Raw genomic sequence first — 22,715 nt, 5'->3', positions numbered from 1 at the left:
ACTGGCCGGGTAAACCTATCCTTTATGGCGGACAGGGCTCAGCCAAAAAAGAACCACGCCGTTTTTATCAGTCCATTTTCTACTTCGAAAACCGCCATGCTTTCAATCGGTTCATCGCTCAGGCCGTGGATTTTCTCGTGGTCGAACACCTTGTTGCCCATTGCGGTACGGGAAATGATTTCTGCGCACAGGGCAGGGTTATTGAAGCGGTGATCTTTGTAGAAGGCCTTGAGAGCGTCTCGTCCTGCCAGGGAAGGCGTCACTGCCGGTGGGCGGTAAGCGGTGAAATCCTCGCTAAAGCAGGCTGCGAAAGCCTCGAGGTCGTGGGCGTTGTACGCCTCGAACTGGCGGATTACGGGGTCTGTGACTGACATAAAAGTATCCTGATGGAGAATTAGGCTGGCTGCCAAAGTGTTGTTGTGTGCCGGGACAGCGTCTCTTACTGGATGGAAAATGTCCAACGAAAGGAATGGTGCCGTGGCTAAACCCTGTCTCCCTTAGCAATACACATTAACACCTGGTTGCATTTCATCCCGCTACAATCCAGCGTCTAAAAACAATACAGGGTTGGCAAAAATGAAAAAACTGTTCGGGATGGTATTGGTGAGTGTGGTTGCGTTCACGGTTGTGGCCTGCTCCAGCAGCTACGTGATGGCGACCAAAAACGGGGAAATGATTGTCACTAAGGGTAAACCAGAGGTGGATAAGCAGACCGGACTGACGCGTTACTATGATGGGCAGGGCGTAGAACATCAGATCCAAAACGATCAGATCACCCAGCTTATCAAGCGCGGCTGATCGCCGGGAAAGAAATAACCGGCCAGTGAAGGCTGGCCGGTAGGGCAGTTTTATTCCCCTTCGCCAGGGAATAAGAACGGGTTGATGCTGCTGCGGGCGAAGCCTTCTTGCTCCATGCGGGCGTCAAGCACCAGCGAGGCCAGGTCGTCGGCGACGGCTTCCACTTTCGGATCCTTTTCCTGATAGAGAATTTTCAGGTAGGTGCCGCAGTCGCCGCAGCTTTCGGCTTTGATCGCCGCCTGTTCGCTGTCCAGCGACCAGTAGTTTAAGTCGCGGGTCTGCTCGCAGTTGCTGCACTTCACGCGCACCACGTGCCATTCGGTTTCGCACAGGTTGCAGTGCAGATAGCGCAGGCCATTGGTGGTGCCGATGTGCACCATGCTGGAAACCGGAATCGAGCCGCAAACCGGGCAGAACTGGCGCTGCTCGCCGTATTCGGCTTTGGCTTTGCCGGGGATAAGCGTCGCCATTTGCGCCCAGTAGAGCGACAGCGCAGCCCAGATAAACGGTGCCTTGTCGCTGCTGACGAGCGAAAAGTCGGCGTTGAACAGCGCGGTGGCCATCTCTTCCAGCTCCAGCGAAGAAGCCTTTTCAAGATTTTCAATCACCGCTAACGCCGGGCCGTCCATTTCTGGCTTCAGCTCGGCAATCAGCGACTGCAGCAGGCGCTGCCAGTGCGGGTCGCGCGGCAGGACGTGAATATCCAGCGGCGGCTTGCCGGTTTTAGCTGACTCGGCAATCAGGGCGGTTAAATCCATCTCCAGCGGGTGGTCGTACAGCACCACTTCCTGCGCGTGGGCAATCAGCGCGGCAAAGCGCAGATAGTCGCCCAGTGGGTTGCTGGCAGCCAGCTCGCGCAGGCGTTCAGCGCGGCGGTTATAGAGATTTTTGAGTCTGGGGAATAATAACGGCGGAATCACTTCCGCCGCGCGTTTCTCGCTCTTCTCCAGCTGGTCTTGCGGGATTATGCGAATACTCATTCAGATGACTTTTCCTGTTTCTGGCGGACTTCGCGGTACCATTTCGGGTGATGTTTCTTCGCCCACGTCGTGGTAACCCAGCCCTCCACCATCGCGGTGATGGTGCCTTTTACCCAAAGGGCGGCGTAAATATGCACCATGATAACCACAATTAACGCTACCGCGGCAAATGAATGCAGCATTAACGCAAATCGAATAACCGGAATAGGGAAGACTGGCGCAAAGTAAGGACGCCAGATAATCACGCCGCTCGCCAGCAACAGCACCAGGAAAATAATCGCCGCCCAGAACACGCATTTCTGGCCGAAGTTATAGCGCCCGGTGTCTCCCACTTCCTCGTTGACGACGATCTTACGAATATTCTTCGCCCAAAAGATATCATCCCGATTGATTAGGTTGTGGTGCCAGTAACGGAAAAACATGATGATGAAGGAGGCGAACATCACCACCCCAACGAACGGGTGAAGGATGCGCGCCAGCTGCGGCGTGCCGAGAATGCCCATCAGCCAGTTGAAGGACGGGAAGAAAAAGCCCAGTCCGCTCACCGCCGCCAGCACGAAGCAGAAGGCGGTGATCCAGTGGTTGATGCGCTCCGGCGCGCTGTAGCGCTGAATGGTCGGTTGCTTTTTCATTTACGCACCTCGTCGTCGTCATGGTGCAGATTATCGTCCTCTTCATCGGCACGGTTCGGGCCGACCCCAACGTAGTGGAAGACGCTGGCGGCGAAGGTCGCCGCAAAGCCAATGGCGGCCAGCGGTTTCCAGACGCCTTTCCAGAACTTCACGGTTGGGCTGATGGACGGGTTCTCCGGCAGGCCGTGATACAGCGTCGGCTTGTCCGCATGGTGCAGCACGTACATCACGTGCGTCCCGCCAACGCCTGCCGGATCGTACAAACCTGCGTTGTCATAACCACGGGTTTTCAGTTCCGCCACGCGCTCCCCGGCGAGGGTCTTCATATCCTCTTTCGAGCCGAAATGAATCGCCCCGGTCGGACAGGTTTTCACGCATGCAGGCTCCTGGCCCACGGTGACGCGGTCTACGCACAGGGTGCATTTGTAGACGCGGTTGTCATCCGGGTTCAGGCGCGGCACGTCGAACGGGCAGCCTGCAATGCAATAGCCGCAGCCGATGCACTGTTCGGACTGGAAGTCGACGATGCCGTTGGCATACTGAATAATAGCCCCTTCCGACGGGCACGCCTTCAGGCAGCCCGGATCCGCGCAGTGCATACAGCCGTCTTTGCGGATCAGCCATTCCAGTTTGTCGTTCTGCTCCACTTCCGAAAAGCGCATCACCGTCCAGGATTTGGCGGTCAGGTCCGCCGGGTTGTCGTACACCCCGACGTTGTGCCCCACTTCATCACGGATGTCGTTCCACTCCGAGCACGCCACCTGGCAGGCCTTACAGCCGATGCAGGTGGTGACGTCGATAAGCTTGGCGACCTCTTGCTGGTGATCCCGCGCCTGAGGCGCGGGCGTGAAGCCGTTAGTGGCGGAACGACGGATAATGTCCTGAGATTGATAAGCCATAATTCGTCTCCGTTACACCTTTTCCACGTTGACCAGGAACGCCTTGAACTCTGGCGTTTGCGTGTTGGCATCCCCGACAAACGGCGTCAGGGTGTTGGCGATAAAGCCTTTCTTCGCCACGCCCTCGTAACCCCAGTGAATCGGGATCCCGATGGTATCTACCTTCTGACCATGAACGTCCAGCGTGCGGATACGCTTGGTCACCACCGCTTTGGCCTTGATGTAGCCGCGGTTGGAGGAGACCTTCACCGTGTCGCCGTGGGCGATGCCGAGCTTGTTGGCCAGCTTCTCGCCAATCTCGACAAACTGCTCCGGCTGCGCGATGGCGTTCAGCAGCGCGTGCTTGGTCCAGTAGTGGAAATGCTCCGTCAGACGATAGGTGGTGCCGACATACGGGAACTTGTCGTGCGTGCCCATCGCTTCCAGGTCATCTTTAAACACGCGTGCCGCCGGGTTGGAGACCACGTTCGGGTGCAGCGGGTTGGTGCCCAGCGGCGTTTCAAACGGCTCGTAGTGTTCCGGGAACGGCCCTTCTGCCATCTTGTCGAGGGCAAACAGGCGACCCAGGCCTTCCGGCTGCATGATAAACGGCCCGACGCCGCTGTCCGGCGCAGCGGTGCTGTAGTCCGGCACGTCGATGCCGCCCCATTTCGCGCCATCCCAGGAGATCAGACGGCGTTTTTCATCCCACGGTTTACCCGACGGATCGGCGGAGGCACGGTTATACAGAATGCGGCGGTTAAGCGGCCACGCCCAAGCCCAGCCGAGCGTGTTGCCCAGGCCTGAAGGGTCGGCATTGTCGCGGCGTGCCATCTGGTTGCCGTCCGGCGTCCAGCTTCCGGCGAAGATCCAGCAGCCGCTGGACGTTGTCCCGTCGTCGCGCAGCTGAGCAAAGGAGCTGAGCTGCTGCCCTTTTTTCACCAGCACCGCGCCGGTGGCCGGGTCAGTCAGGTCTGCCAGCGCTTTACCGTTGCTTTCCATGGCCACTTCTTCCGGGGCCGGGTTGTCCGGCGTCAGGTACTGCCAGGTCATGTTCAGCACCTGCTCAGGCACTTTGCCGCCGTCGCGCGCGTACATGTGGCGCAGGCGGGTGAAGATGCCGGAGAGGATTTCGCCGTCGTTCAGCGCTTCCCCTGGCGCATCCGCCCCCTTCCAGTGCCACTGCAGCCAGCGCCCGGAGTTGACGATGGAGCCGTTCTCTTCCGCGAAGCAGGTGGATGGCAGGCGGAACACCTCGGTCTGGATTTGCGACGGATCAACGTCGTTCATCTCGCCGTGGTTCTGCCAGAAGTTGGAGGTTTCGGTGTTCAGCGGGTCAATGGTGACCAGGAACTTCAGCTTCGAAAGCGAGGCCACGACCTTGTTCTTGTTAGGGAACGAGGCCACCGGGTTAAAGCCCTGGCACAGATAGCCGTTGACCTTGCCCTGGCTCATCATCTCGAAGTACTGCAGCACGTCGTAGCCTTTGTCCCACTTCGGCAGCCAGTCGTAGCCCCAGCTGTTTTCTTTCGTCGCTTTGTCGCCAAAGAAGGCTTTCATCATCGAGACGAAGAATTTCGGGTAGTTGCCCCAGTAGTTCACCTGGCCTTTCAGCAGCGGTTTCGGCGTGTTGGCCGCCAGATAGCTGTCGATATCCACCTGTTTTTCGCTTGGCAGGTTCATGTAACCCGGCAGGCTGGTGGAAAGCAGGCCGAGGTCGGTCAGACCCTGAATGTTGGAGTGGCCGCGCAGGGCGTTAACGCCGCCGCCCGCCATCCCCATGTTGCCGAGCAGCAGCTGGATCATCGCCATGGTGCGGATGTTCTGCGCGCCGATGGAGTGCTGTGTCCAGCCCAGGGCGTACAGGAACGACGCGGTTTTGTCCGCCACGCTGGTTTCGGCGATGTACTCGCACACCTTCAGGAAGTCTTCCTTCGGCGTACCGCAGATGCTGGTGACCACGTCCGGCGTGTAGCGGGAAATATGCTCTTTCAGCAGGTTCCACACGCAGCGCGGGTGCTGAAGCGTCAGGTCGCGTTTGGCGAAGCCTTCTTCATCCAGCTCGTAGTTCCAGGTGGTTTTGTCGTACTTGCGGTTGGCCGCGTCGTAGCCGGTGAACAGGCCGTCGTCGAAGCCGAAGTCCTCACGCACAATCAGGTTGGCGTTGGTGTAAGACTCGACGTACTCGCGATTGAATTTGTTGTTGTTTATCAGGTACAGCAGGACGCCCGACAGGAATGCAATGTCGGTCCCGGAACGGATAGGCGTGTAGAAATCCGCCACCGAAGCGGTTCGTGTAAAGCGAGGATCGATCACAATCAGCTTCGCGCCGTTGTGAATTTTGGCTTCCATCGCCCAGCGGAATCCCACTGGATGCGCTTCTGCCGCATTCCCACCCATTACCACGACGAGGTTGGCGTTTTTGATATCAACCCAGTGGTTGGTCATCGCACCGCGACCAAATGTTGGAGCAAGACTTGCTACCGTTGGTCCGTGTCAGACACGCGCCTGGTTATCCACGGCAAGCATGCCGAGGGCGCGGGTAAATTTCTGGGTTAAATAGCCGGTTTCGTTGCTGGACGCGGATGCGCATAGCATTCCCGTGGAGAGCCAGCGGTTGACCGTGGTGCCCTGTTCGTTCTTTTCGATGAAGTTGGCGTCGCGGTCTTCTTTCATCAACTTCGCGATGCGGTCAAAGGCATCGTCCCAGCTGATTGGCTGCCATTTATCGGAGCCTGGCGCACGGTAAGAAGGCGTTTTCAGGCGGCTTTCGGAGTGGATGAAGTCCACCAAACCGGCCCCTTTCGGGCACAGCGCGCCGCGGTTTACCGGGTGGTCCGGGTCACCTTCGATATGGAAAATTGAGGCTTTTGCGTTTTTTGCGCCGTCGCCGAGGCTATACATCAATAGCCCACAGCCCACGGAGCAGTATGTGCAGGTGTTACGGGTTTCACGGGTGCGTAGCAGCTTGTACTGCCGGGTTTCCGCGAGCGCAGCGCCGGGGGCAAAACCCAGTGCTGCTGCCGTGGTGCCTGCCATACCGCCAGCGCAGATCTTAAAGAACTGCCTTCTGCTGACCTGCATGGATCGCTCCTTACATTTCGACATTTCACATTGCTTAGGATTTATTTTGCGGGGTAACCCGCAAAGGTTCACAATTAGAACCAGTATAGATTTTGATGGCTTACTTCCCTTCATCCGGAAGGGGTATTAAGTAGAATACCACATTGGTACTGAGGGTGTTCTCGAATGGTTAAAACTAAGTGAACAAATTTCGCTACTCTGACAAAAAACTTATGGAACAGATTTCCGGCGCACGCACGATTGAGCTTTGGCATCGGGGCAATCTCAGCGTAGCCGAAACCGACTGGCTGGCGGAGGAAGTCCCTGTCGCGCTGGTTTACAACGGCATTTCACACGTTGTGATGATGGCTTCCCCTAAGGACCTGGAAGCGTTTGCGCTCGGGTTTTCTCTGTCCGAAGGCATCATCGAAAGCCCCGCGGAGATTTACGGGATGGACGTGTCGCCGTCCTGCAACGGCATTGAAGTACAGATTGAGCTGTCCAGCCGCCGCTTTATGGGGCTGAAAGAGCGCCGCCGGGCGCTGGCCGGTCGAACCGGCTGCGGCGTTTGCGGCGTCGAGCAGTTAAACGACATTGGCCGCCCGGTTCCGCCGCTGCCGTTTACCCAGACGTTTGCCCTGGAAAACCTGGATGCGGCGCTGAAGAAAATGCGTGACTACCAGCCCGTCGGCGACCTGACCGGTTGCACGCATGCGGCGCTATGGCTCGATCCTGACGGGCAGATCCTCGACGGACGCGAAGATATTGGCCGCCATGTGGCGCTGGATAAAATGCTCGGTGTTCGCAGCCGTAACCCGTGGCACAACGGCGCTGCGCTAGTGTCGAGCCGTGCGAGCTATGAAATGGTGCAGAAGGCCGCGATGTGCGGCATTGAAATCCTGTTCGCGGTGTCTGCGGCGACCTCATTAGCGGTTGACGTTGCGCAGCGGACAAATCTCACGCTGGTGGGCTTTAACCGGCCTGGGCGGGCGACGGTTTATACGCATCCTGAGCGGCTGCGCTAGATTTTCCCCTCACCCCGGCCCTCTCCCTTCAAGGGAGAGGGTTAGGGTGAGGGTCAATCCTCAGAACAGGCCCAGCGGCTTATCGGAATAGCTCACCAGCAGGCACTTCGTCTGCTGATAATGCTCCAGCATCATCTTATGGGTTTCGCGCCCAATCCCGGACTGTTTGTAGCCCCCGAACGCCGCGTGCGCCGGGTAGGCGTGGTAACAGTTGGTCCACACGCGCCCGGCCTGAATGCCGCGCCCCATTTTATACGCCAGGCTGCCGTTGCGGCTCCAGACGCCCGCGCCCAGACCGTATTCAGTGTCGTTCGCCAGCTCCAGCGCCTCTTCCACGGTTTTAAACGTAGTGACGGCGAGCACCGGCCCGAAAATTTCCTCCTGGAACACACGCATATTGTTTTTACCGAACAGGATGGTCGGCTCAAGGTAGTAGCCCGCCTGCAGGTCGCCCGTCAGCGCTTTTCTGCGCCCGCCAGTAAGTACATCCGCACCTTCTTTCTTGCCGATGTCGATGTAGTTGAGGATGGTTTCCATCTGGCCCTGAGACACCTGCGCGCCCATCTGGGTGCGGCTGTCCAGCGGGTTGCCGGAGCGAATGGCTTCTACGCGGCGGATCGCGCGTTCAATGAAACGTTCGTAGATGGACTCCTGCACCAGCGCGCGGCTCGGGCAGGTGCAGACCTCGCCCTGGTTGAAGGCGAACAGCGCAAAGCCTTCCAGCGCTTTGTCGAAGAAGGCGTCTTCCTCTTCCATTACGTCGGCGAAGAAGATGTTCGGGGATTTGCCGCCCAGTTCCAGCGTGACCGGGATTATGTTTTGGGTGGCGTACTGCATGATCTGCTGGCCGACTTCGGTGGAGCCGGTAAACGCCACCTTGGCGATGCGCTTGGAGGTCGCCAGGTATTCACCAATTTCGCCGCCCGCGCCGTTCACCACGTTAACCACGCCCGGCGGCAGCAGGTCGCCAACCAGCTCCATCAGCAGCAGCACGGAGAGTGGGGTCAGTCGCGCAGGCTTCAGGACGATGCAGTTGCCCGCCGCCAGCGCCGGGGCCATTTTCCAGCTCGCCATCAGCAGTGGGAAGTTCCACGGGATAATCTGCGCCACCACGCCCAGCGGTTCGTGGAAGTGATAGGCCACGGTGTCTTTATCCACCTCGCTGATGCCGCCTTCCTGGGCACGAATGCAGGAGGCGAAGTAGCGAAAGTGGTCGATAGCCAGCGGCACGTCTGCGGCGCTGGTTTCGCGAATCGGTTTGCCGTTGTCCCAGGTTTCCGCCGTCGCCAGCAGCTCAATGTTTTGCTCCATGCGGTCGGCAATTTTTAGCAGGATAGTCGCGCGCTCCTGCACGGACATCTGTCCCCAGCCCTTTTTAGCCGCATGGGCAGCATCCAGCGCAAGGTCGATGTCGGCCTTGCCGGAGCTGGCGATTTCGCACAGCGGCTGGCCTGTTACCGGGGTGAGGTTGGCATAGTACTGGCCGCCAACGGGGGCAACCCACTGGCCACCGATGTAGTTGTCGTAACGGGGTTTAAGTTTGAGCGGGAAACCATACTCGCCGGGAATAATACGGGTATCGGGAGGATTATTTGTCATGGCCGTCTCCTTGTAATGGTTCACTCACAAGGGTAGTTCGGGCAGCCTGTTTCTTCGCCATTTCGCGTCGGCTTTACGACACGCTTCACGGATTCCCTGGGGAGAAGAGGGCAGACCTCTTCTCGCTGAAAGGGATATTACGCAGCTAAAAATAGCGCCTTATCGCGCAGCAGATGGTCGTTGCCGCGCCGCCGGGTGAAGCCAATTTTGTCGAAATACTCCAGAATCTGAATCGCCAGTTTGCGGCCCACGCCCAACCGATCGCGAAAGTCAGCGGCGTTGGTCGCGCCGTGGGTTTGATCCAGTTCTCGGATCAGATCGGCAAACGCCTGCAGGCGATCGTTCCGGTAATAACGATCTTTCAGAATCGCGGTGACCAGCCCTTGCTGAGCGGCGGATCTTAGTAACTGGCGCATGGCCTGCTCTTCTTCACCGGTTTCTTTGGCCAGGTCACGGACCCACCACGGCTCGTCGCCAAACAGGGCGTCGACTTTATCCCACACGGCCTGCTGTGCTGAGGAAAACCCAGGTTCATGCCCCGGCAGATGCAGCCAGCCCTGGCGGCTCATTATTAGGCCTTCACCGCGCATTTTTTCGATGAGCGACAGTACCAGGCCTTCATCCTCTGCGGGCAACGCCATACGGCGCAGGCGTTCTCGCCCCGGTCCCGGCTGATCGTCATGTTGCTGGTGGTAGCGAGCCAGCGCGTCGAGCAGTTTTTGCTGCCAGAGAGCGGCCACGTCTGGGCTTAACAGCGCGTTGCCCGCCTGCAAGTATCCCGGCTTCGCAAGTAAGGCCTGAAGCCCTTGCGTTGTTAACTGACGCGCCCAGCTAAATTCGTTGAGCAAAACGGCGCCTCGCGCCAGATGAGATTCCAACGCTTGCTGGTCATCGGTGGTTTCTGCCAGCTCACCCAGCCAACTGAGGAAGGCAGGCTGGCGTTTACCACGGCGTGGCGCATGAAGCAGCACGGCACGGGCTCCGGCGAGCGTGATACGCGCGCTGATATCGCGCAGCACCAGGCGGTCGTTATCCGCCAGCCACAGCGGAACATCCAGCACCAGCTCGGCCAAATTATCTTCGAGCAGCGAAACTCGCCCGGTCACGTGGCGGGCAGAATGGTGAATATGCAGCGGCTGCCATTGCTGGAGCGGCTGCAGCGTTTGCAGCTCGACGATGACGCGCTCAACCGGCTGCAGCGGTTTGTCGCTCAGCAGCCAGTCGCCCCGGCTGATGTCGGTTTTTTCCGCGTCACCGCTGATGTTCAGCGCAATGCGCTGCCCGGCCATCGCGCGGGTTACCGGCTGGTTTTGAGCGTGGAGGCCGCGCACGCGCATCGGTTTTTCTGCGCCCGTCAGCCAGAGTGAATCGCCGATATTGACTTCGCCGCTCAGCGCCGTGCCGGTTACAACCAGCCCTGCGCCCTTCACCGTAAAGGCGCGGTCGATGGCGAGGCGAAAGCGATGCGCAGTGGCATGAGGACGTTCGCCCAGCTCTTTGAGATGCTTCTGTAGCGCCTCGACGCCTTCCCCGCTGGTGGCGGCGGTTACAAAGATTGCGGTCTGGGTATCACCCAGTAATGCGGTAACTTCATCGCGGACTTCCGCAATGCGGCTGTCGCTCACGCGGTCGGATTTAGTCAGCGCGACTGTGATCTGCGGGTTGCCGGTCAGCTGTAAAATCGCCAAATGTTCGCGGGTTTGCGCCATCACGCCATCATCGCAGGCGATGACCAGCAGGGCATGATCGATGCCGCCGACGCCAGCCAGCATGTTGGCCAGAAACTTTTCATGCCCGGGCACGTCGATAAAGCCGATCACCCGGCCATCCGGCTGCGGCCAGTAGGCGTAGCCGAGGTCGATGGTCATGCCGCGTTTTTTCTCTTCCGGCAGGCGGTCTGCGTTCACGCCAGTCAGCGCCTGAAGCAGGGTGGTTTTGCCGTGATCGACGTGCCCGGCGGTGGCGATAATCACTGGGCGAGTCCCTCCAGCAGCAGCGCTTCGTTTTCGAGGCAGCGTAAATCCAGCCACAGGCGGCCCTCGGCCACGCGGCCAATCACCGGCCTTTCCAGCTCGCGCAGAGTTTGCGCCAGCGAGGCGAGCGTTGTGCCACGTCCGTCTTTCGGCGTGAAGGTCAGAGCGGCACCGGGCAGGCGGTCAACGGGCAAAGAGCCGCTGCCGATTTGCGACATGCACGCTTCAACGCGCACGTCGAACTGCTCGCCAAAGCGCTCTTCAAATGCGGGCAGCAGGCGGCTGGCCTGCAGGTGGATATCTTCGGCGCTGCGGGTCAGCAGGCGCAGGGTTGGCAGGCGTTCAACCAGCGTTTCCGGGTGCTGGTACAGCCGCAGTGTGGCTTCCAGCGCCGCCAGCGTCATTTTGTCGGCACGCAGTGCGCGCTTCAGCGGGTGGCTCTGAATGCGCTCTATCAGCGCTTTTTTGCCGACGATGATCCCCGCCTGAGGGCCGCCGAGCAGTTTGTCGCCAGAGAAGCTCACCAGGCTCACGCCGTCGGCAATCAGCTGCTGCGGCATCGGCTCGGGCGGCAAGCCCCACTGACTTAAATCCACCAGCGAGCCGCTGCCGAGGTCAGTGACGACCGGCAGATTCAGTTCATTGCCCAGCGTAACCAGCTCGGCCTCGCTTACGGCTTTGGTGAAACCTTCAATGTGGTAATTGCTGGTGTGAACCTTCATCAGCAGCGAGCTGTTTTCACCCGCTGCCGCGCGGTAATCTTTCAGGTGTGTGCGGTTGGTGGTGCCGACCTCAACCAGCCCGCAGCCCGCCTGACGCATGACGTCTGGGATGCGAAACGCACCGCCAATCTCCACCAGTTCGCCGCGCGAAACCACCACTTCACCGCCGTCTGCGCAGGCTGCCAGCATCAACAGAACCGCCGCCGCATTGTTATTGACGATGCAGGCATCTTCCGCCCCGGTCAGCTCGCAAAGCAGATCGGCGATGGCGCGATCCCGGTGGCCGCGCCCGGCGTCGTCCAGCGAATATTCCAGCGTGACGGCGGAGCGCATGGCCTCCGTCACTGCCGCAATAGCCTCTTCTGCCTGTAATGCCCGGCCAAGATTGGTGTGCAGCACGGTGCCGGTCAGGTTGAACACGGGTTGGAGAGCGCTGCGCTGGCTGGCCTCGAGCACGCTACGCGTTTTCTTCGCCCAGTCCTCGCTCCAGTCCGGCAGCTTGCGTGCTGAGCGGATGTGCTCGCGCGCTTCGTTTTGCAGCGTTCTCAGTGTGGTAACCACACGGGTATGGCCGAACTCGGCAAGCAGGGCGGTAAAGGCGGCATCGCGCAGCAGGCGGTCGGTCGCCGGAAGATGGCTAAAAAGTGTTTGAGCTGTCGTCATGGCAAGGGCTGAATTAAGAAATTTGTGGGCGATATTACAGGGGGCAGCGCCCCCTGTCCTGGCAGCAGATCATGCCGCGGGCGGTTCGGTACGGGCAAAACTCTCGCGCTGGAACAGCTGTTCTACCAGCTTGACCAGGTGAGGGCGATTCACGCACCAGCCCGGTGAAACGCGGCGGAAATTAAGATAGCCCACTGCGCAGGCCGCGGAAATACTGGCCAGATCGAGCGGCTCTGCGGTCAGCGTACCGTCGGCTGCGTATTCCTCAAGCAGATCGAGGGCGCGGCCAATTTTCTCGCGCTGGCGCACCAGGACTTCTTCAGACTGCTGTTCCGCCGGGCGCAGTTTCTCACGCACTGACGTTAACGCCGCGTCCAGAATGCCGTCGGAAAGCGCCTCAAGCTGGCGTACTTTCAGCGCCGCTTTTGGGTCGTGCGGAATGAGCTCTGGCGCAATGTTTAGCAGCTCAAGGTATTGGGCGATGATTGGCGAATCAAACCAGCGCTCGCCTTCATCGGTAATAAGCGTTGGGACTTTGCCTAGCGGGTTGTACTGCGGAGCCGGGCTGTCGCCAACCCACGGGTTGACGTTAATAAATTCAAAACTGAGGCCTTTTTCAAGCAGGATGACCGAGATCTTTCGTACATAGGGGCTGGTGTAATTACCGATCAGTTTCATGACATTATCCGTTTTTGCCAACTTGAGGTAAGTATGAAACAGATACTCAACATTGGTGAAAAAGTCTACGCCTGCTGCGCTTTTATGTAATCAACGAATGCACGCAGCGCGCTGGGCATGTATTGCCGATTTGGGTAATAGAACTGGAACGGCGGCAGCTCAGGCAGCCAGTCTTCGAGCATTGAAACCAACCTGCCGCTTGCCAGGTGTTCTTCTACCTGTTGTTTGTAGAGATAGCCGATGCCTGCGCCGCACAGCACCGCTTCCAGCTCAGAGTCGAGATCGTCCACGATGATGTTGCCGCACGGCGTCACTTCCAGCTTGCCTTCCGGCCCGTAAAACTCCCAGCAATAGGGGCGACCGCTGTGAAATCGGAAGATAACGCTGCAGTGATTAACTAGCTCGCGCGGGTGCATTGGCGCAGGGTTTTGCGCCAGGTATTCCGGCGTGGCAACGACGCAAATCTTCGCTTTTGGGCCGATGGGAACGGCAATCATGTCTTTTTCCACCGTGGTGCTCAGGCGTATCCCGGCGTCGTACTCCTGCTTCACGATGTCCACCAGCCTGTCGTCGGTGGTCACTTCGACTTTGATGTCGGGATAGCGGGCGGTAAACCCGGCGACCAGCGGCATCAGCACAAGGCTTGAAGCCAGCCGCGAACTGTTGATTTTGAGGGTGCCCATCGGCGTGTCCCGAAACGAGTTCACCTCATCGAGAATGGTATGAATCTCGTCGCAAGCCGGGCGCAGGCGCTCGTAGAGGTTGTTGCCAGCCTCGGTCAACGAGACGCTGCGGGTGGTGCGGTTGAACAGCCGAATTTTCAGGCGCTGCTCGAGCTGTTTGATGCCGTGGCTGATCGCCGAAGGAGACAGCCCCAGCTCGTCCCCTGCGGCGCGAAAGCTTTTGTGCCGCGCCACGGCGATAAAGGTCGCGAAGTCGGTAAAATTTAGCGCCATTAGTGAAAATCCTTCATTAACCCATCTCAAATACTACGTTTTACAGAATTATCCAGCGGTCGTAAAGTGAACGCACATCCCCACTGGCTGAGGTAACTCCATGAAATCAGAGAATATGTATATTATTTGGGCGCACCCGCGCAGCGAGTCGTTAACCGCGCAGGTGGTGCAGGAAATTCAGGGCGAGGCGGCCGAACGCGGCATTAACGTCTCCTCCCTCGATCTGTACCGCAGCGGCTTTAACCCGGCGCTGGGCATGGAAGATGAGCCGGACTGGAACAACCCGCAGAAACAGTATTCCCCGGAAGTTCATCGCTTGTTTGGCGAGTTAGAAGATAAAGACACCCTGGTCGTGGTGTTCCCGGTGTGGTGGTACAGCTTCCCGGCCATGCTCAAAGGCTATCTGGATCGCGTGTGGAACTACGGCCTGGGCTACGGGCCAGGTAGCACGCTGGGAAATAAGAAAATCCGCTGGGTGGCGCTGGTCGGCGGCTCACAGGCCGGGTTTGCGAAATATGGCTGGGAAAAAAACATGGCCGATTATATTCACGGCTCCATGGGGTATCTGGGTGTGGAAGATGCAAAAATTGAGTTCCTCTATAACACCATCGGCGTGGAAGAGGGGATTGGCGACAGCGACGCCCATTACCAGCAGCTGTTTTCTCAGGCGCGCGGCATTGTCGCGGATTTAGATAACTAACTTTTCATTCCAGCGCGGCATTCAACGTCGCGCTTTCTGCCAGCCGCTTCGCTGTAATTTACTTTCATCCCTTTCTTGCCCGCCGTTTGTTGTCAACGCCCAGATTTTAACTGGATCACATTAGGATTAATCTGCCCTAAAATACTTTGTGAAGTAGATCACAAATGAATAACAAAAACGCCATAACAAAATGTGATTTTAGTCACATTAAAAGGTCAATCAGGGTTAAAAATTCCACGGTGTACTTTTTTTACACTGCAATTATGTGATCGTCATCACTCAATGTGGATAGTGGATCCCTGGATATTAGTGATCTAAATCACATAATTGGGCGGTTGCTGGACAGCTTAACGATTCAGTGCCAGATTCGCGTCACTTTACTGCATAAGGCCGGCGACCCTGCCGCTACGTTAACAATAAACCTCGGGCTGCTTTTCAGCGCGGAACACCAACAAGGGGTATGTGTATGTCATCCGATATCAAGATCAAAGTGCAAAGCTTTGGTCGTTTCCTCAGCAATATGGTTATGCCAAATATCGGGGCGTTTATCGCCTGGGGTATTATCACGGCCTTATTTATTCCTACCGGATGGTTGCCAAACGAAACGCTAGCGAAGCTGGTAGGCCCGATGATCACTTACCTGCTGCCGCTGCTGATCGGCTTTACCGGTGGTCGCCTGATTGGCGGTGACCGCGGCGGCGTGGTGGGTGCGATTACTACCATGGGCGTTATCGTCGGTGCAGATATGCCGATGTTCCTCGGCGCAATGATTGCGGGTCCTCTGGGCGGCTGGGCAATCAAACACTTCGACAAATGGGTCGACGGTAAAATCAAATCCGGCTTTGAAATGCTGGTGAACAACTTCTCTGCCGGTATCATCGGGATGATCCTGGCGATTCTGGCGTTCCTCGGCATCGGCCCTGCGGTTGAAGTCCTGTCCAAAGTTCTGGCGGCAGGCGTTAACTTCATGGTTGTGCACGACATGCTGCCGCTGGCATCTATCTTCGTAGAACCAGCTAAAATCCTGTTCCTGAACAACGCCATCAACCACGGTATCTTCTCGCCGCTGGGTATTCAGCAGTCCCACGAACTGGGCAAATCCATCTTCTTCCTGATTGAAGCGAACCCGGGTCCGGGTATGGGTGTTCTGCTGGCGTACATGTTCTTTGGGCGCGGTAACGCCAAGCAGTCTGCAGGCGGCGCGGCAATCATCCACTTCCTGGGCGGTATCCACGAAATTTACTTCCCGTACGTGCTGATGAACCCACGTCTGATCCTGGCCGTTATCCTCGGCGGCATGACCGGCGTGTTCACCCTGACCGTGCTGAATGGCGGCCTGGTGTCTCCGGCATCCCCTGGTTCTATCCTGGCAGTGCTGGCGATGACCCCGAAAGGCGCGTACTTCGCTAACATCGCGGCCATCTGTGCGGCAATGGTTGTTTCCTTCGTGGTCTCCGCCATCTTGCTGAAAACCAGCAAGGTGAAAGAAGAAGACGACATCGAAGCTGCGGCTCGCCGTATGCAGGAAATGAAAGCCGAATCTAAAGGTGGCGCAGCGCCGCTGGCGGTCGGTGCAGGCCTGTCTAACGACCTGAGCCACGTGCGTAAAATCATCGTTGCCTGCGACGCAGGGATGGGCTCCAGCGCCATGGGCGCAGGCGTGCTGCGTAAGAAAGTGAACGACGCTGGCCTGAAAAATATCTCCGTGACCAACTGCGCGATCAACAGCCTGCCGGACGACGTTGACCTGGTGATTACCCACCGCGACCTGACCGAGCGTGCGATGCGCCAGGTGCCGCAGGCGCAGCATATCTCCCTGACCAACTTCCTCGACAGCAGCCTGTACGCCAACCTGGTTGAGCGTCTGGTGGCTTCTCAGAACTTGAGTCAGAAAGAAGAAAAAGTCATGCATAGCCTGGAAGACAGCTTTGTTTCCAGCGAAGACGCGGTGTTCAAGCTGGGCGCGGGTAACGTGTTCCTCGGCCTGAAAGCCAGCAACAAAGAAGAAGCGATTCGCTTCGCTGGTGAACAGCTGGTGAACGGCGGTTACGTGCAGCCGGAATACGTGGACGCGATGTTTGAGCGCGAGAAACTGACCCCGACCTACCTGGGCGAAGGTATCGCGGTTCCTCACGGCACCGTGGAAGCAAAAGACCGCGTGCTGAAAACCGGCGTAGTGTTCTGCCAGTACCCTGAAGGCGTTCACTTCGGTGAAGAGCCGGAAGATGTGGCCCGACTGGTGATCGGTATTGCAGCCCGCAATAACGAGCACATCCAGGTCATCACCAGCCTGACCAATGCGCTGGATGATGAGTCGGTGATTGAGCGCCTGGCGCACACCACCAGCGTCCAGGAAGTGCTGGATTTGCTGGCCGGTAAGAAATAAGACCCTGCCCCTCACTCCGGAGGGGCAGCAGGTGCAAAGCATTATTCCCTCTCCCCTTTGGGGAGAGGGCTAGGGTGAGGGGATTCGCATACAGTATCCTTACCCCAGCCCTCACGGGTGAAATAATCAGGAAGGTTAACGCAATGAAAGCATTACATTTTGGTGCAGGTAATATCGGTCGTGGCTTTATCGGTAAACTGCTGGCGGACGCCGGTCTGCAGCTGACTTTTGCCGACGTAAACCAGGTGGTTCTGGATGCCCTGAACGCGCGTCACAGCTACCAGGTTCACGTAGTCGGCGAGCAGCAGCAGATTGATACCGTCTCCAACGTGAATGCCGTCAGCAGCATCGGCGACGACGTTGTGGCCCTTATCGCTCAGGTTGATCTGATCACCACCGCCGTCGGCCCGGTTGTGCTGGAGCGCATCGCGCCAACGCTTGCCAAAGGCCTGGAGCTGCGCCGCGCGAACGGCAACGAAACGCCGCTGAACATCATCGCCTGTGAAAACATGGTGCGTGGCACTAGCCAACTGAAAGAGCACGTGAAGAAAGCGCTGTCTGCTGACGCGTGGGCGTGGGTAGAGCAGCACGTTGGCTTTGTCGATTCTGCGGTTGACCGCATCGTTCCGCCGTCTGAATCCGCCACTAACGATCCGCTGGAAGTGACCGTGGAGACTTTCAGCGAGTGGATTGTCGATAAAACCCAGTTTAAAGGTGACCTGCCGAACATACCTGGCATGGAACTTACTGATAATCTTATGGCGTTTGTCGAGCGCAAGCTCTTCTCGCTGAATACCGGGCATGCTATAACCGCGTACCTCGGTCAGCTGGCCGGGCATCAGACTATCCGCGATGCCATTCTTGATGAGAAAGTGCGCGCCGTAGTGAAAGGGGCGATGGAAGAGAGCGGTGCTGTGCTGATTAAGCGCTACGGCTTTGAAGCCGACAAACATGCCGCGTACATCAAGAAAATCCTCGGTCGTTTCGAAAACCCGTATCTGAAGGATGACGTGGAACGCGTTGGCCGCCAGCCGCTGCGTAAACTCAGCGCGGGTGACCGCCTGGTTAAGCCGCTGCTGGGGACGATTGAGTACGGTTTGCCTCACGTGAACCTGATCAAAGGGATTGCGGCGGCAATGCATTACCACAGCGAGCAGGACCCGCAGGCGCAGGAGCTGAAACAGCTGCTGGCAGCGAAAGGTCCGCAGGCGGCACTGGCGGAAGTGTCCGGTCTGGATGCGAACAGCGACGCCGTGACTGAGGCGGTGAAGGCGTATAACGCCATAGCGTAACCCTATGCAGGCGCGGTGGATACCGCGCCTGAAACATGTTTAGTGATGCAGGCAAAAATGGAAGAAACCCAGGCCTTTGAAAACCGCGTGCTTGAGCGACTGAATGCCGGCAAAACCGTAAGAAGCCTGCTGATTGCTGCCGTCGAGCTGTTAACCGAAGCGGTAAATATCCTGGTGCTGCAGGTGTTCCGCAAGGACGACTACGCGGTGAAATATGCGGTTGAGCCACTGCTGGACGGCGACGGCCCGCTGGGCGACCTGTCGGTACGCCTGAAGCTTATCTACGGGCTGGGCGTGTTGAACCGTGCCGAGTACGAAGACTGTGAGCTGCTCATGGCGCTCCGGGAAGAGCTGAACCACGACGGCAACGAGTACAGCTTCACCGATGACGAAATGCTTGGCCCGTTTGGCGAGCTGCACTGCGTGACGGCGCTGCCGCCGACACCGACCTTCGTTGACGGCAGCGATCCTGAACTGTTGGCAATGCAGCGTCAGCGCTATATGCAAATCGTTCGTTCCACAATGGTACTTTCTCTGACAGAGCTGATCTCAAGGATCAGCTTAAAAAAAGCCTTCCAAAAATAGCCGCCTTTCGCCCTGTCCCTCAGGATCGTGTATCCTTGCCAGCAAGCCATCTTTATTCACGGTAAGTCAAAATGAAAGAAATCGAAAAAGCAGAAATTAAACGCCTTAGCGACCGTCTGGACGCTATCCGCCACGAAATGCCTGGCCTGCACCTGATCAACGAAGCGGAAAAATATGCCGAGCTGGAAAAAGAGCGGCAGAAGCTGGAAATCGAAATCGCTCGCCTGCAGGCGGTGCGTAACCAGAAGCTGAGCAAAGAAGCGCAGAAGCTGGTGGCGCTGCCGTACAAGCGTGCGATTACCAAAAAAGAGCAGGCCGATATGGGCAAGCTCAAGAAAAGCGTGCGTGGCCTGGTAATTGTCCATCCGATGACCGCTCTGGGTCGCGAAATGGAACTGACCGAGATGACCGGTTTCTCCCGCACGGAATTCTGACCGCGTTCTCTTTTCGGTGAAATAAGCCGATAAAACTCGTCATCGTTTTCAGATTAAATCCTCATCCGGCCTTGTTGTTAAGCGCCGGGTGCGGGGTTTAACCCTTAGTTTCTGTCGCTATTATCATGATCACTTTGTGTTCAGTTTTTTTGAAGTAGATAAGCGAATTGTTCCGCTAACAAACAAAGCACGGCGGCGCTATTCTTATCTCATCGAAGGCAGTCAGCCTTCCAACTAAACAAAACGCAAAGGTAACCATCATGAAAAGCATCAAATATTTTGCCGTAGTTATGACCCTCGCTGCTTCCTTCTCCGGCTTCGCTGCGGAAACCCAGCCAGCTGTCAGCCAGAAAATGGGCACCGTATCGGTCAGCGGCGCGTCTAACCTCGACAGCCTGCAACACCAGCTGCAGCAGAAAGCCGAGCAGGCAGGCGCGAAGTCTATCCGCATTGTTTCCGCAGGTGGTGATAACAAAATGTACGGCGTGGCTGAAATCTACAATTAAGTCTTGAATCACGCAGTATGGGCCGCCTTGTGCGGCCCGTGTTTTATCTGAACTCCCGGGCCATCAGGCCAAAAATCCAGTCATCCTGCCAGCGTTCGTTCAGCCAGTAGTTCTCCCGCAGCGTTCCTTCCTGCTGAAACCCGACTTTCTCCAGCACTTTCTTCGACGGAAAATTTCCGGCGGTGACCGTGGCCACAAGCTTGCGGATGCCGACCTCCGCAAATGCAAAGGCGCACACTTCGTACAGCGATTCATACCCGTAGCCCTGGCCGTGAAACGACGGGTCGAGTAAAAATCCGACTTCCGCGATATCGTCCTCACGCAGAATGAAGCCGGTGACGCCAATCGGCACGCCGGTTTTGCGGTGGCGCATCACCATACAGAGCCAGTGGCGGCTGCCCGGCTGCCAGTCGGGAAGACGGGCGTCAAAAGCCTGGCGGATCTCTGTCTCCGGTCGGTTATCGGCCACGTAGAGCATGACGTCCGGCTGCTGCTGCAGGTAGCGGAAAAGCGGCCAGTCTGCTTCGGTGATTTGGCTGAGTGCCAGGCGTGGCGTCAAAAGCGTCTGCATGGCGTTAATCCACAATAAACAGGACAGCACCTGATGCCGTTGAGGAGCGGTGAGGCTCCGCGCCGTCGGCCACCTGGTAGCTCATACCCGGGGTCAGCGTAAACTGGCGACCATCTTCCAGCTCAGTTTGCAGCTCGCCCTTCAGGCACAGCAAAACGTGCCCTTTTTGGCACCAGTGATCGGCCAGATAGCCTGCGGTGTATTCCACCATGCGCACGCGGATCGGGCCAAACTGCTGCGTGCGCCAGAACGCTTTGCCGGTAATGCCGGGGTGTTCGGTAGGGGTGAGCGTTGCCCAGTCGGTGGTAGTAAAAGGCAGATCGGTGATGTTCATACGGCTCCTGCTTATCGTTGTAGTTGTCTGGTCCTCCTTTTGATAGCAGTAAATAAAAAACGGTGCCAGCTTGTGGCACCGCTTATCTGCTAATCCCAGCGGGATAAATCATCCCTCGTCAGCCCCATGTCCCTGAGTTGATTCGGACTAAGCCCGCGCAACGCCCGTAAAGCCCGGCGGCGCTGCCGGCTGCGGCGAAAATACTGGTATAGCATCACCAGGCCATAAAACGGCCTGCGGGAGTGGTTCTCTTCAAAGCCCATGACGTTATTCCTCGCTGTTTTCCAGGGCTTATCATGCGGCGAGCGGGCAAAAGCAGACAGATTCAAAAATTACTTTTCTTTAACATACAGAAGGGCTAAAACATGAAGTGAATGGCATTTTTAGCGCCATTCTGTATTGGTTTTTCCTTCTGTATGGTTCCCGGTGAGGATACAGCATGACGCGTTACCAACAGCTCGCCACTCTGCTGGCAGAGCGTATTGAACAAGGCTTATATCAAAGCGGAGAACGCCTGCCTTCGGTGCGTAGTCTGAGTAGCGAACATGGCGTCAGCATCAGCACCGTACAGCAGGCTTACCACGTGCTTGAGGATCGGCAGCTCATTTCCCCTCAACCCCGCTCTGGTTACTACGTTACGCCCCGTAAAGCTGTCCCACCGCTGCCTCGTCTGACTCGCCCGGCGCGCTGGCCTGTGGAAGTCAAACAATGGAGTGAGGTGCTGGAGTTGATCAATTCCCGCCACAGCGAGTGTACACCGGGATTTTTCAGCGGTGCGCCGGATCTCACCCAGAGTACCGTCAAGCCACTTTGGCGTGAGATGGGGAGGTTGAGTCAGCATCAAGCCGCCGAGATGCTGGGGTATGACCAAATCCAGGGCACACGAATTTTGCGTGAGCAAATCGCTCGCCTGCTGCTGGACAGCAACTGTGTGGTGAATCCCGAAGATATTGTGATCACTAATGGCTGCCATGAAGCCCTGTCGATTGCCATTCGCGCGGTGTGTGAACCTGGAGATATCGTCGCGGTTGAGTCACCGTCGTTTCACGGCACGATGCAGATGCTGCGAGGTTATGGGCTGAAGGTCGTAGAAATTCCGACCGATTCCGCCACAGGGATGAGTCTGGAGGCGCTGGAACTGGTCCTGGAACAGTGGCCGATAAAAGCGATCTTTTTAGTCCCTAATTGCAATAATCCTCAGGGCTTTATCATGCCTGACGCGCGTAAAAAAGCGGTGCTCAATCTGGCAAAACGCTATGACATTGCCATCATCGAGGATGATGTTTATGGCGAACTTGCCTACGAGTATCCGCGCCCGATGGCGATTAAATCACTGGATGTAGGAGACTGTGTTTTACTCTGTGGCTCATTTTCCAAAACCCTTGCGCCAGGGTTGCGTATCGGCTGGATTGTCCCCGGCCGCTATCTCGACCGCGTCCTGCATATGAAGTACATCGGCACCGGGAGTACTCCGGTCTTTACACAGCGCGCCATTGCCGGCTTCATTCGCGAAGGTCACTACCACCGCCATCTGAGGCGAATGCGGCAGTATTATCAGCGTAACCTTGAACATTTTACCTGTCGTGTTCGGCAGTATTTTCCCTGCGGGATTTGCGTGAGCCGGCCTCAGGGCGGCTTTCTACTTTGGGTTGAATTGCCGGAAAGTATCGATGTGGCGCGTTTCAATCGCTTATTACGTGAGGAAAATATCTACGTTGCTAACGGCTCGCTTTTTTCCGCCTCTGGAAAATATAGCCATTGTATGCGCCTGAACTATGCTTTGCCTCTGGATCCCGCCGCAGAGGCTGTGTTGAGGAAGGTCGGCGAAATCGCCGAACAAGCGCTAGAAAATACCTGACAAAATCGCTCTTTTTATCGCCATTGATTCCCGCCGGGCTGCTTTACACTCGGTTGTAATGGCGAAGTTTGGCCTTGGCATT

At 57.3% G+C, this 22,715-nt stretch carries 22 protein-coding genes; 9 read left to right on the top strand and 13 right to left on the bottom strand.

Translation table 11 applies throughout. The features are described from left to right. Positions 1-38 precede the first annotated feature (38 nt). Positions 39-374, bottom strand: coding sequence for a nuclear transport factor 2 family protein (locus ACR6JA_RS16210; protein WP_494494173.1), 336 nt, complete (start codon positions 372-374; stop codon positions 39-41). Between the two features lie 202 nt (positions 375-576). On the opposite strand from ACR6JA_RS16210, the gene ACR6JA_RS16205 reads away from it, so the two are divergent. Next, positions 577-798: a YgdI/YgdR family lipoprotein gene (locus ACR6JA_RS16205; RefSeq protein ID WP_494494172.1), complete on the top strand. Its 222-nt coding sequence runs from the start codon at positions 577-579 to the stop codon at positions 796-798. A gap of 50 nt (positions 799-848) precedes the next feature. Here ACR6JA_RS16205 and fdhE read toward each other — a convergent pair whose 3' ends face one another. The 4 genes from fdhE to fdnG are packed head-to-tail and all read right to left on the bottom strand — an operon-like array spanning position 849 to position 6,372. After that, positions 849-1,778 (bottom strand): formate dehydrogenase accessory protein FdhE, encoded by a 930-nt coding sequence (gene fdhE, locus ACR6JA_RS16200; protein ID WP_494494171.1) that lies wholly within the window; start codon positions 1,776-1,778, stop codon positions 849-851. Next, positions 1,775-2,410 (bottom strand): formate dehydrogenase cytochrome b556 subunit, encoded by a 636-nt coding sequence (gene fdoI, locus ACR6JA_RS16195; RefSeq protein ID WP_038477697.1) that lies wholly within the window; start codon positions 2,408-2,410, stop codon positions 1,775-1,777. The genes fdhE and fdoI overlap by 4 nt, the downstream gene beginning before the upstream one ends. Next, positions 2,407-3,309 (bottom strand): formate dehydrogenase subunit beta, encoded by a 903-nt coding sequence (fdxH, locus tag ACR6JA_RS16190; RefSeq protein ID WP_166994779.1) that lies wholly within the window; start codon positions 3,307-3,309, stop codon positions 2,407-2,409. The genes fdoI and fdxH overlap by 4 nt, the downstream gene beginning before the upstream one ends. A gap of 12 nt (positions 3,310-3,321) precedes the next feature. After that, on the bottom strand, positions 3,322-6,372 hold the full coding sequence (gene fdnG, locus ACR6JA_RS16185; protein ID WP_213713658.1) for a formate dehydrogenase-N subunit alpha: 3,051 nt from the start codon (positions 6,370-6,372) through the stop codon (positions 3,322-3,324). A gap of 212 nt (positions 6,373-6,584) precedes the next feature. On the opposite strand from fdnG, the gene fdhD reads away from it, so the two are divergent. Continuing rightward, positions 6,585-7,376, top strand: coding sequence for a formate dehydrogenase accessory sulfurtransferase FdhD (fdhD, locus tag ACR6JA_RS16180; RefSeq protein WP_213713660.1), 792 nt, complete (start codon positions 6,585-6,587; stop codon positions 7,374-7,376). Positions 7,377-7,436: 60 nt separating this feature from the next. Here the strand turns inward: fdhD and exaC are convergent, their stop codons facing one another. The 5 genes from exaC to ACR6JA_RS16155 form a co-directional block, all read right to left on the bottom strand. Next, positions 7,437-8,975, bottom strand: coding sequence for an acetaldehyde dehydrogenase ExaC (gene exaC / locus ACR6JA_RS16175; protein WP_008458710.1), 1,539 nt, complete (start codon positions 8,973-8,975; stop codon positions 7,437-7,439). A gap of 137 nt (positions 8,976-9,112) precedes the next feature. Further along, positions 9,113-10,948, bottom strand: a complete 1,836-nt coding sequence (gene selB, locus ACR6JA_RS16170; protein ID WP_494494170.1) for a selenocysteine-specific translation elongation factor — start codon at positions 10,946-10,948, stop codon at positions 9,113-9,115. Continuing rightward, positions 10,945-12,333 carry an L-seryl-tRNA(Sec) selenium transferase gene (selA, locus tag ACR6JA_RS16165; protein WP_494494169.1) on the bottom strand — a complete coding sequence of 463 codons (1,389 nt, stop codon included), beginning with the start codon at positions 12,331-12,333 and terminating at the stop codon, positions 10,945-10,947. Before selA ends, selB begins: the two co-directional genes overlap by 4 nt. Before the next feature lie 69 nt (positions 12,334-12,402). Beyond that, positions 12,403-13,011 (bottom strand): glutathione S-transferase, encoded by a 609-nt coding sequence (locus ACR6JA_RS16160; RefSeq protein WP_213713667.1) that lies wholly within the window; start codon positions 13,009-13,011, stop codon positions 12,403-12,405. A gap of 65 nt (positions 13,012-13,076) precedes the next feature. Then, entirely contained in the window at positions 13,077-13,967 is an 891-nt protein-coding gene (locus ACR6JA_RS16155) for a LysR family transcriptional regulator (RefSeq protein WP_213713670.1), read from the bottom strand. 100 nt (positions 13,968-14,067) lie between these two features. Between ACR6JA_RS16155 and ACR6JA_RS16150 the strand changes: the two genes are divergently transcribed. The 6 genes from ACR6JA_RS16150 (at position 14,068) to ACR6JA_RS16125 (ending at position 19,870) form a co-directional block, all read left to right on the top strand. Beyond that, on the top strand, positions 14,068-14,667 hold the full coding sequence (locus ACR6JA_RS16150) for an NAD(P)H oxidoreductase (protein WP_494494168.1): 600 nt from the start codon (positions 14,068-14,070) through the stop codon (positions 14,665-14,667). Between the two features lie 466 nt (positions 14,668-15,133). Further along, entirely contained in the window at positions 15,134-17,053 is a 1,920-nt protein-coding gene (locus tag ACR6JA_RS16145; protein WP_008458694.1) for a PTS mannitol transporter subunit IICBA, read from the top strand. A 143-nt stretch (positions 17,054-17,196) separates the two neighbouring features. Further along, positions 17,197-18,345: a mannitol-1-phosphate 5-dehydrogenase gene (gene mtlD / locus ACR6JA_RS16140; RefSeq protein ID WP_494494167.1), complete on the top strand. Its 1,149-nt coding sequence runs from the start codon at positions 17,197-17,199 to the stop codon at positions 18,343-18,345. A gap of 45 nt (positions 18,346-18,390) precedes the next feature. Next, positions 18,391-18,930 (top strand): mannitol operon repressor MtlR, encoded by a 540-nt coding sequence (gene mtlR, locus ACR6JA_RS16135; protein WP_008458691.1) that lies wholly within the window; start codon positions 18,391-18,393, stop codon positions 18,928-18,930. 71 nt (positions 18,931-19,001) lie between these two features. Further along, the gene (locus ACR6JA_RS16130; RefSeq protein WP_008458687.1) at positions 19,002-19,364 is read left to right on the top strand and encodes a YibL family ribosome-associated protein; all 363 of its coding nucleotides are present in this window, start codon (positions 19,002-19,004) and stop codon (positions 19,362-19,364) included. 260 nt (positions 19,365-19,624) lie between these two features. Then, positions 19,625-19,870 carry a YdgH/BhsA/McbA family protein gene (locus ACR6JA_RS16125; RefSeq protein WP_008458685.1) on the top strand — a complete coding sequence of 82 codons (246 nt, stop codon included), beginning with the start codon at positions 19,625-19,627 and terminating at the stop codon, positions 19,868-19,870. A 43-nt stretch (positions 19,871-19,913) separates the two neighbouring features. On the opposite strand, the gene ACR6JA_RS16120 is transcribed toward ACR6JA_RS16125, so the two are convergent. The 3 genes from ACR6JA_RS16120 to ACR6JA_RS16110 form a co-directional block, all read right to left on the bottom strand. Next, entirely contained in the window at positions 19,914-20,441 is a 528-nt protein-coding gene (locus tag ACR6JA_RS16120; protein ID WP_494494166.1) for a GNAT family N-acetyltransferase, read from the bottom strand. A 4-nt stretch (positions 20,442-20,445) separates the two neighbouring features. Further along, complete coding sequence (locus tag ACR6JA_RS16115; RefSeq protein ID WP_494494165.1) at positions 20,446-20,775, bottom strand: DHCW motif cupin fold protein; 330 nt, start codon at positions 20,773-20,775, stop codon at positions 20,446-20,448. 89 nt (positions 20,776-20,864) lie between these two features. Continuing rightward, on the bottom strand, positions 20,865-21,104 hold the full coding sequence (locus tag ACR6JA_RS16110) for a YjiS-like domain-containing protein (protein ID WP_494494164.1): 240 nt from the start codon (positions 21,102-21,104) through the stop codon (positions 20,865-20,867). Positions 21,105-21,214: 110 nt separating this feature from the next. On the opposite strand from ACR6JA_RS16110, the gene ACR6JA_RS16105 reads away from it, so the two are divergent. Beyond that, positions 21,215-22,633 (top strand): aminotransferase-like domain-containing protein, encoded by a 1,419-nt coding sequence (locus ACR6JA_RS16105; RefSeq protein WP_166867872.1) that lies wholly within the window; start codon positions 21,215-21,217, stop codon positions 22,631-22,633. Positions 22,634-22,715 lie beyond the last annotated feature (82 nt).

The sequence above is a fragment of the Cedecea sp. B1(4) genome, assembly GCF_059414925.1.
The sequence above is the reverse complement of the archived record's forward strand: the minus strand, read 5'-3'. Positions and strand labels throughout refer to the sequence as shown.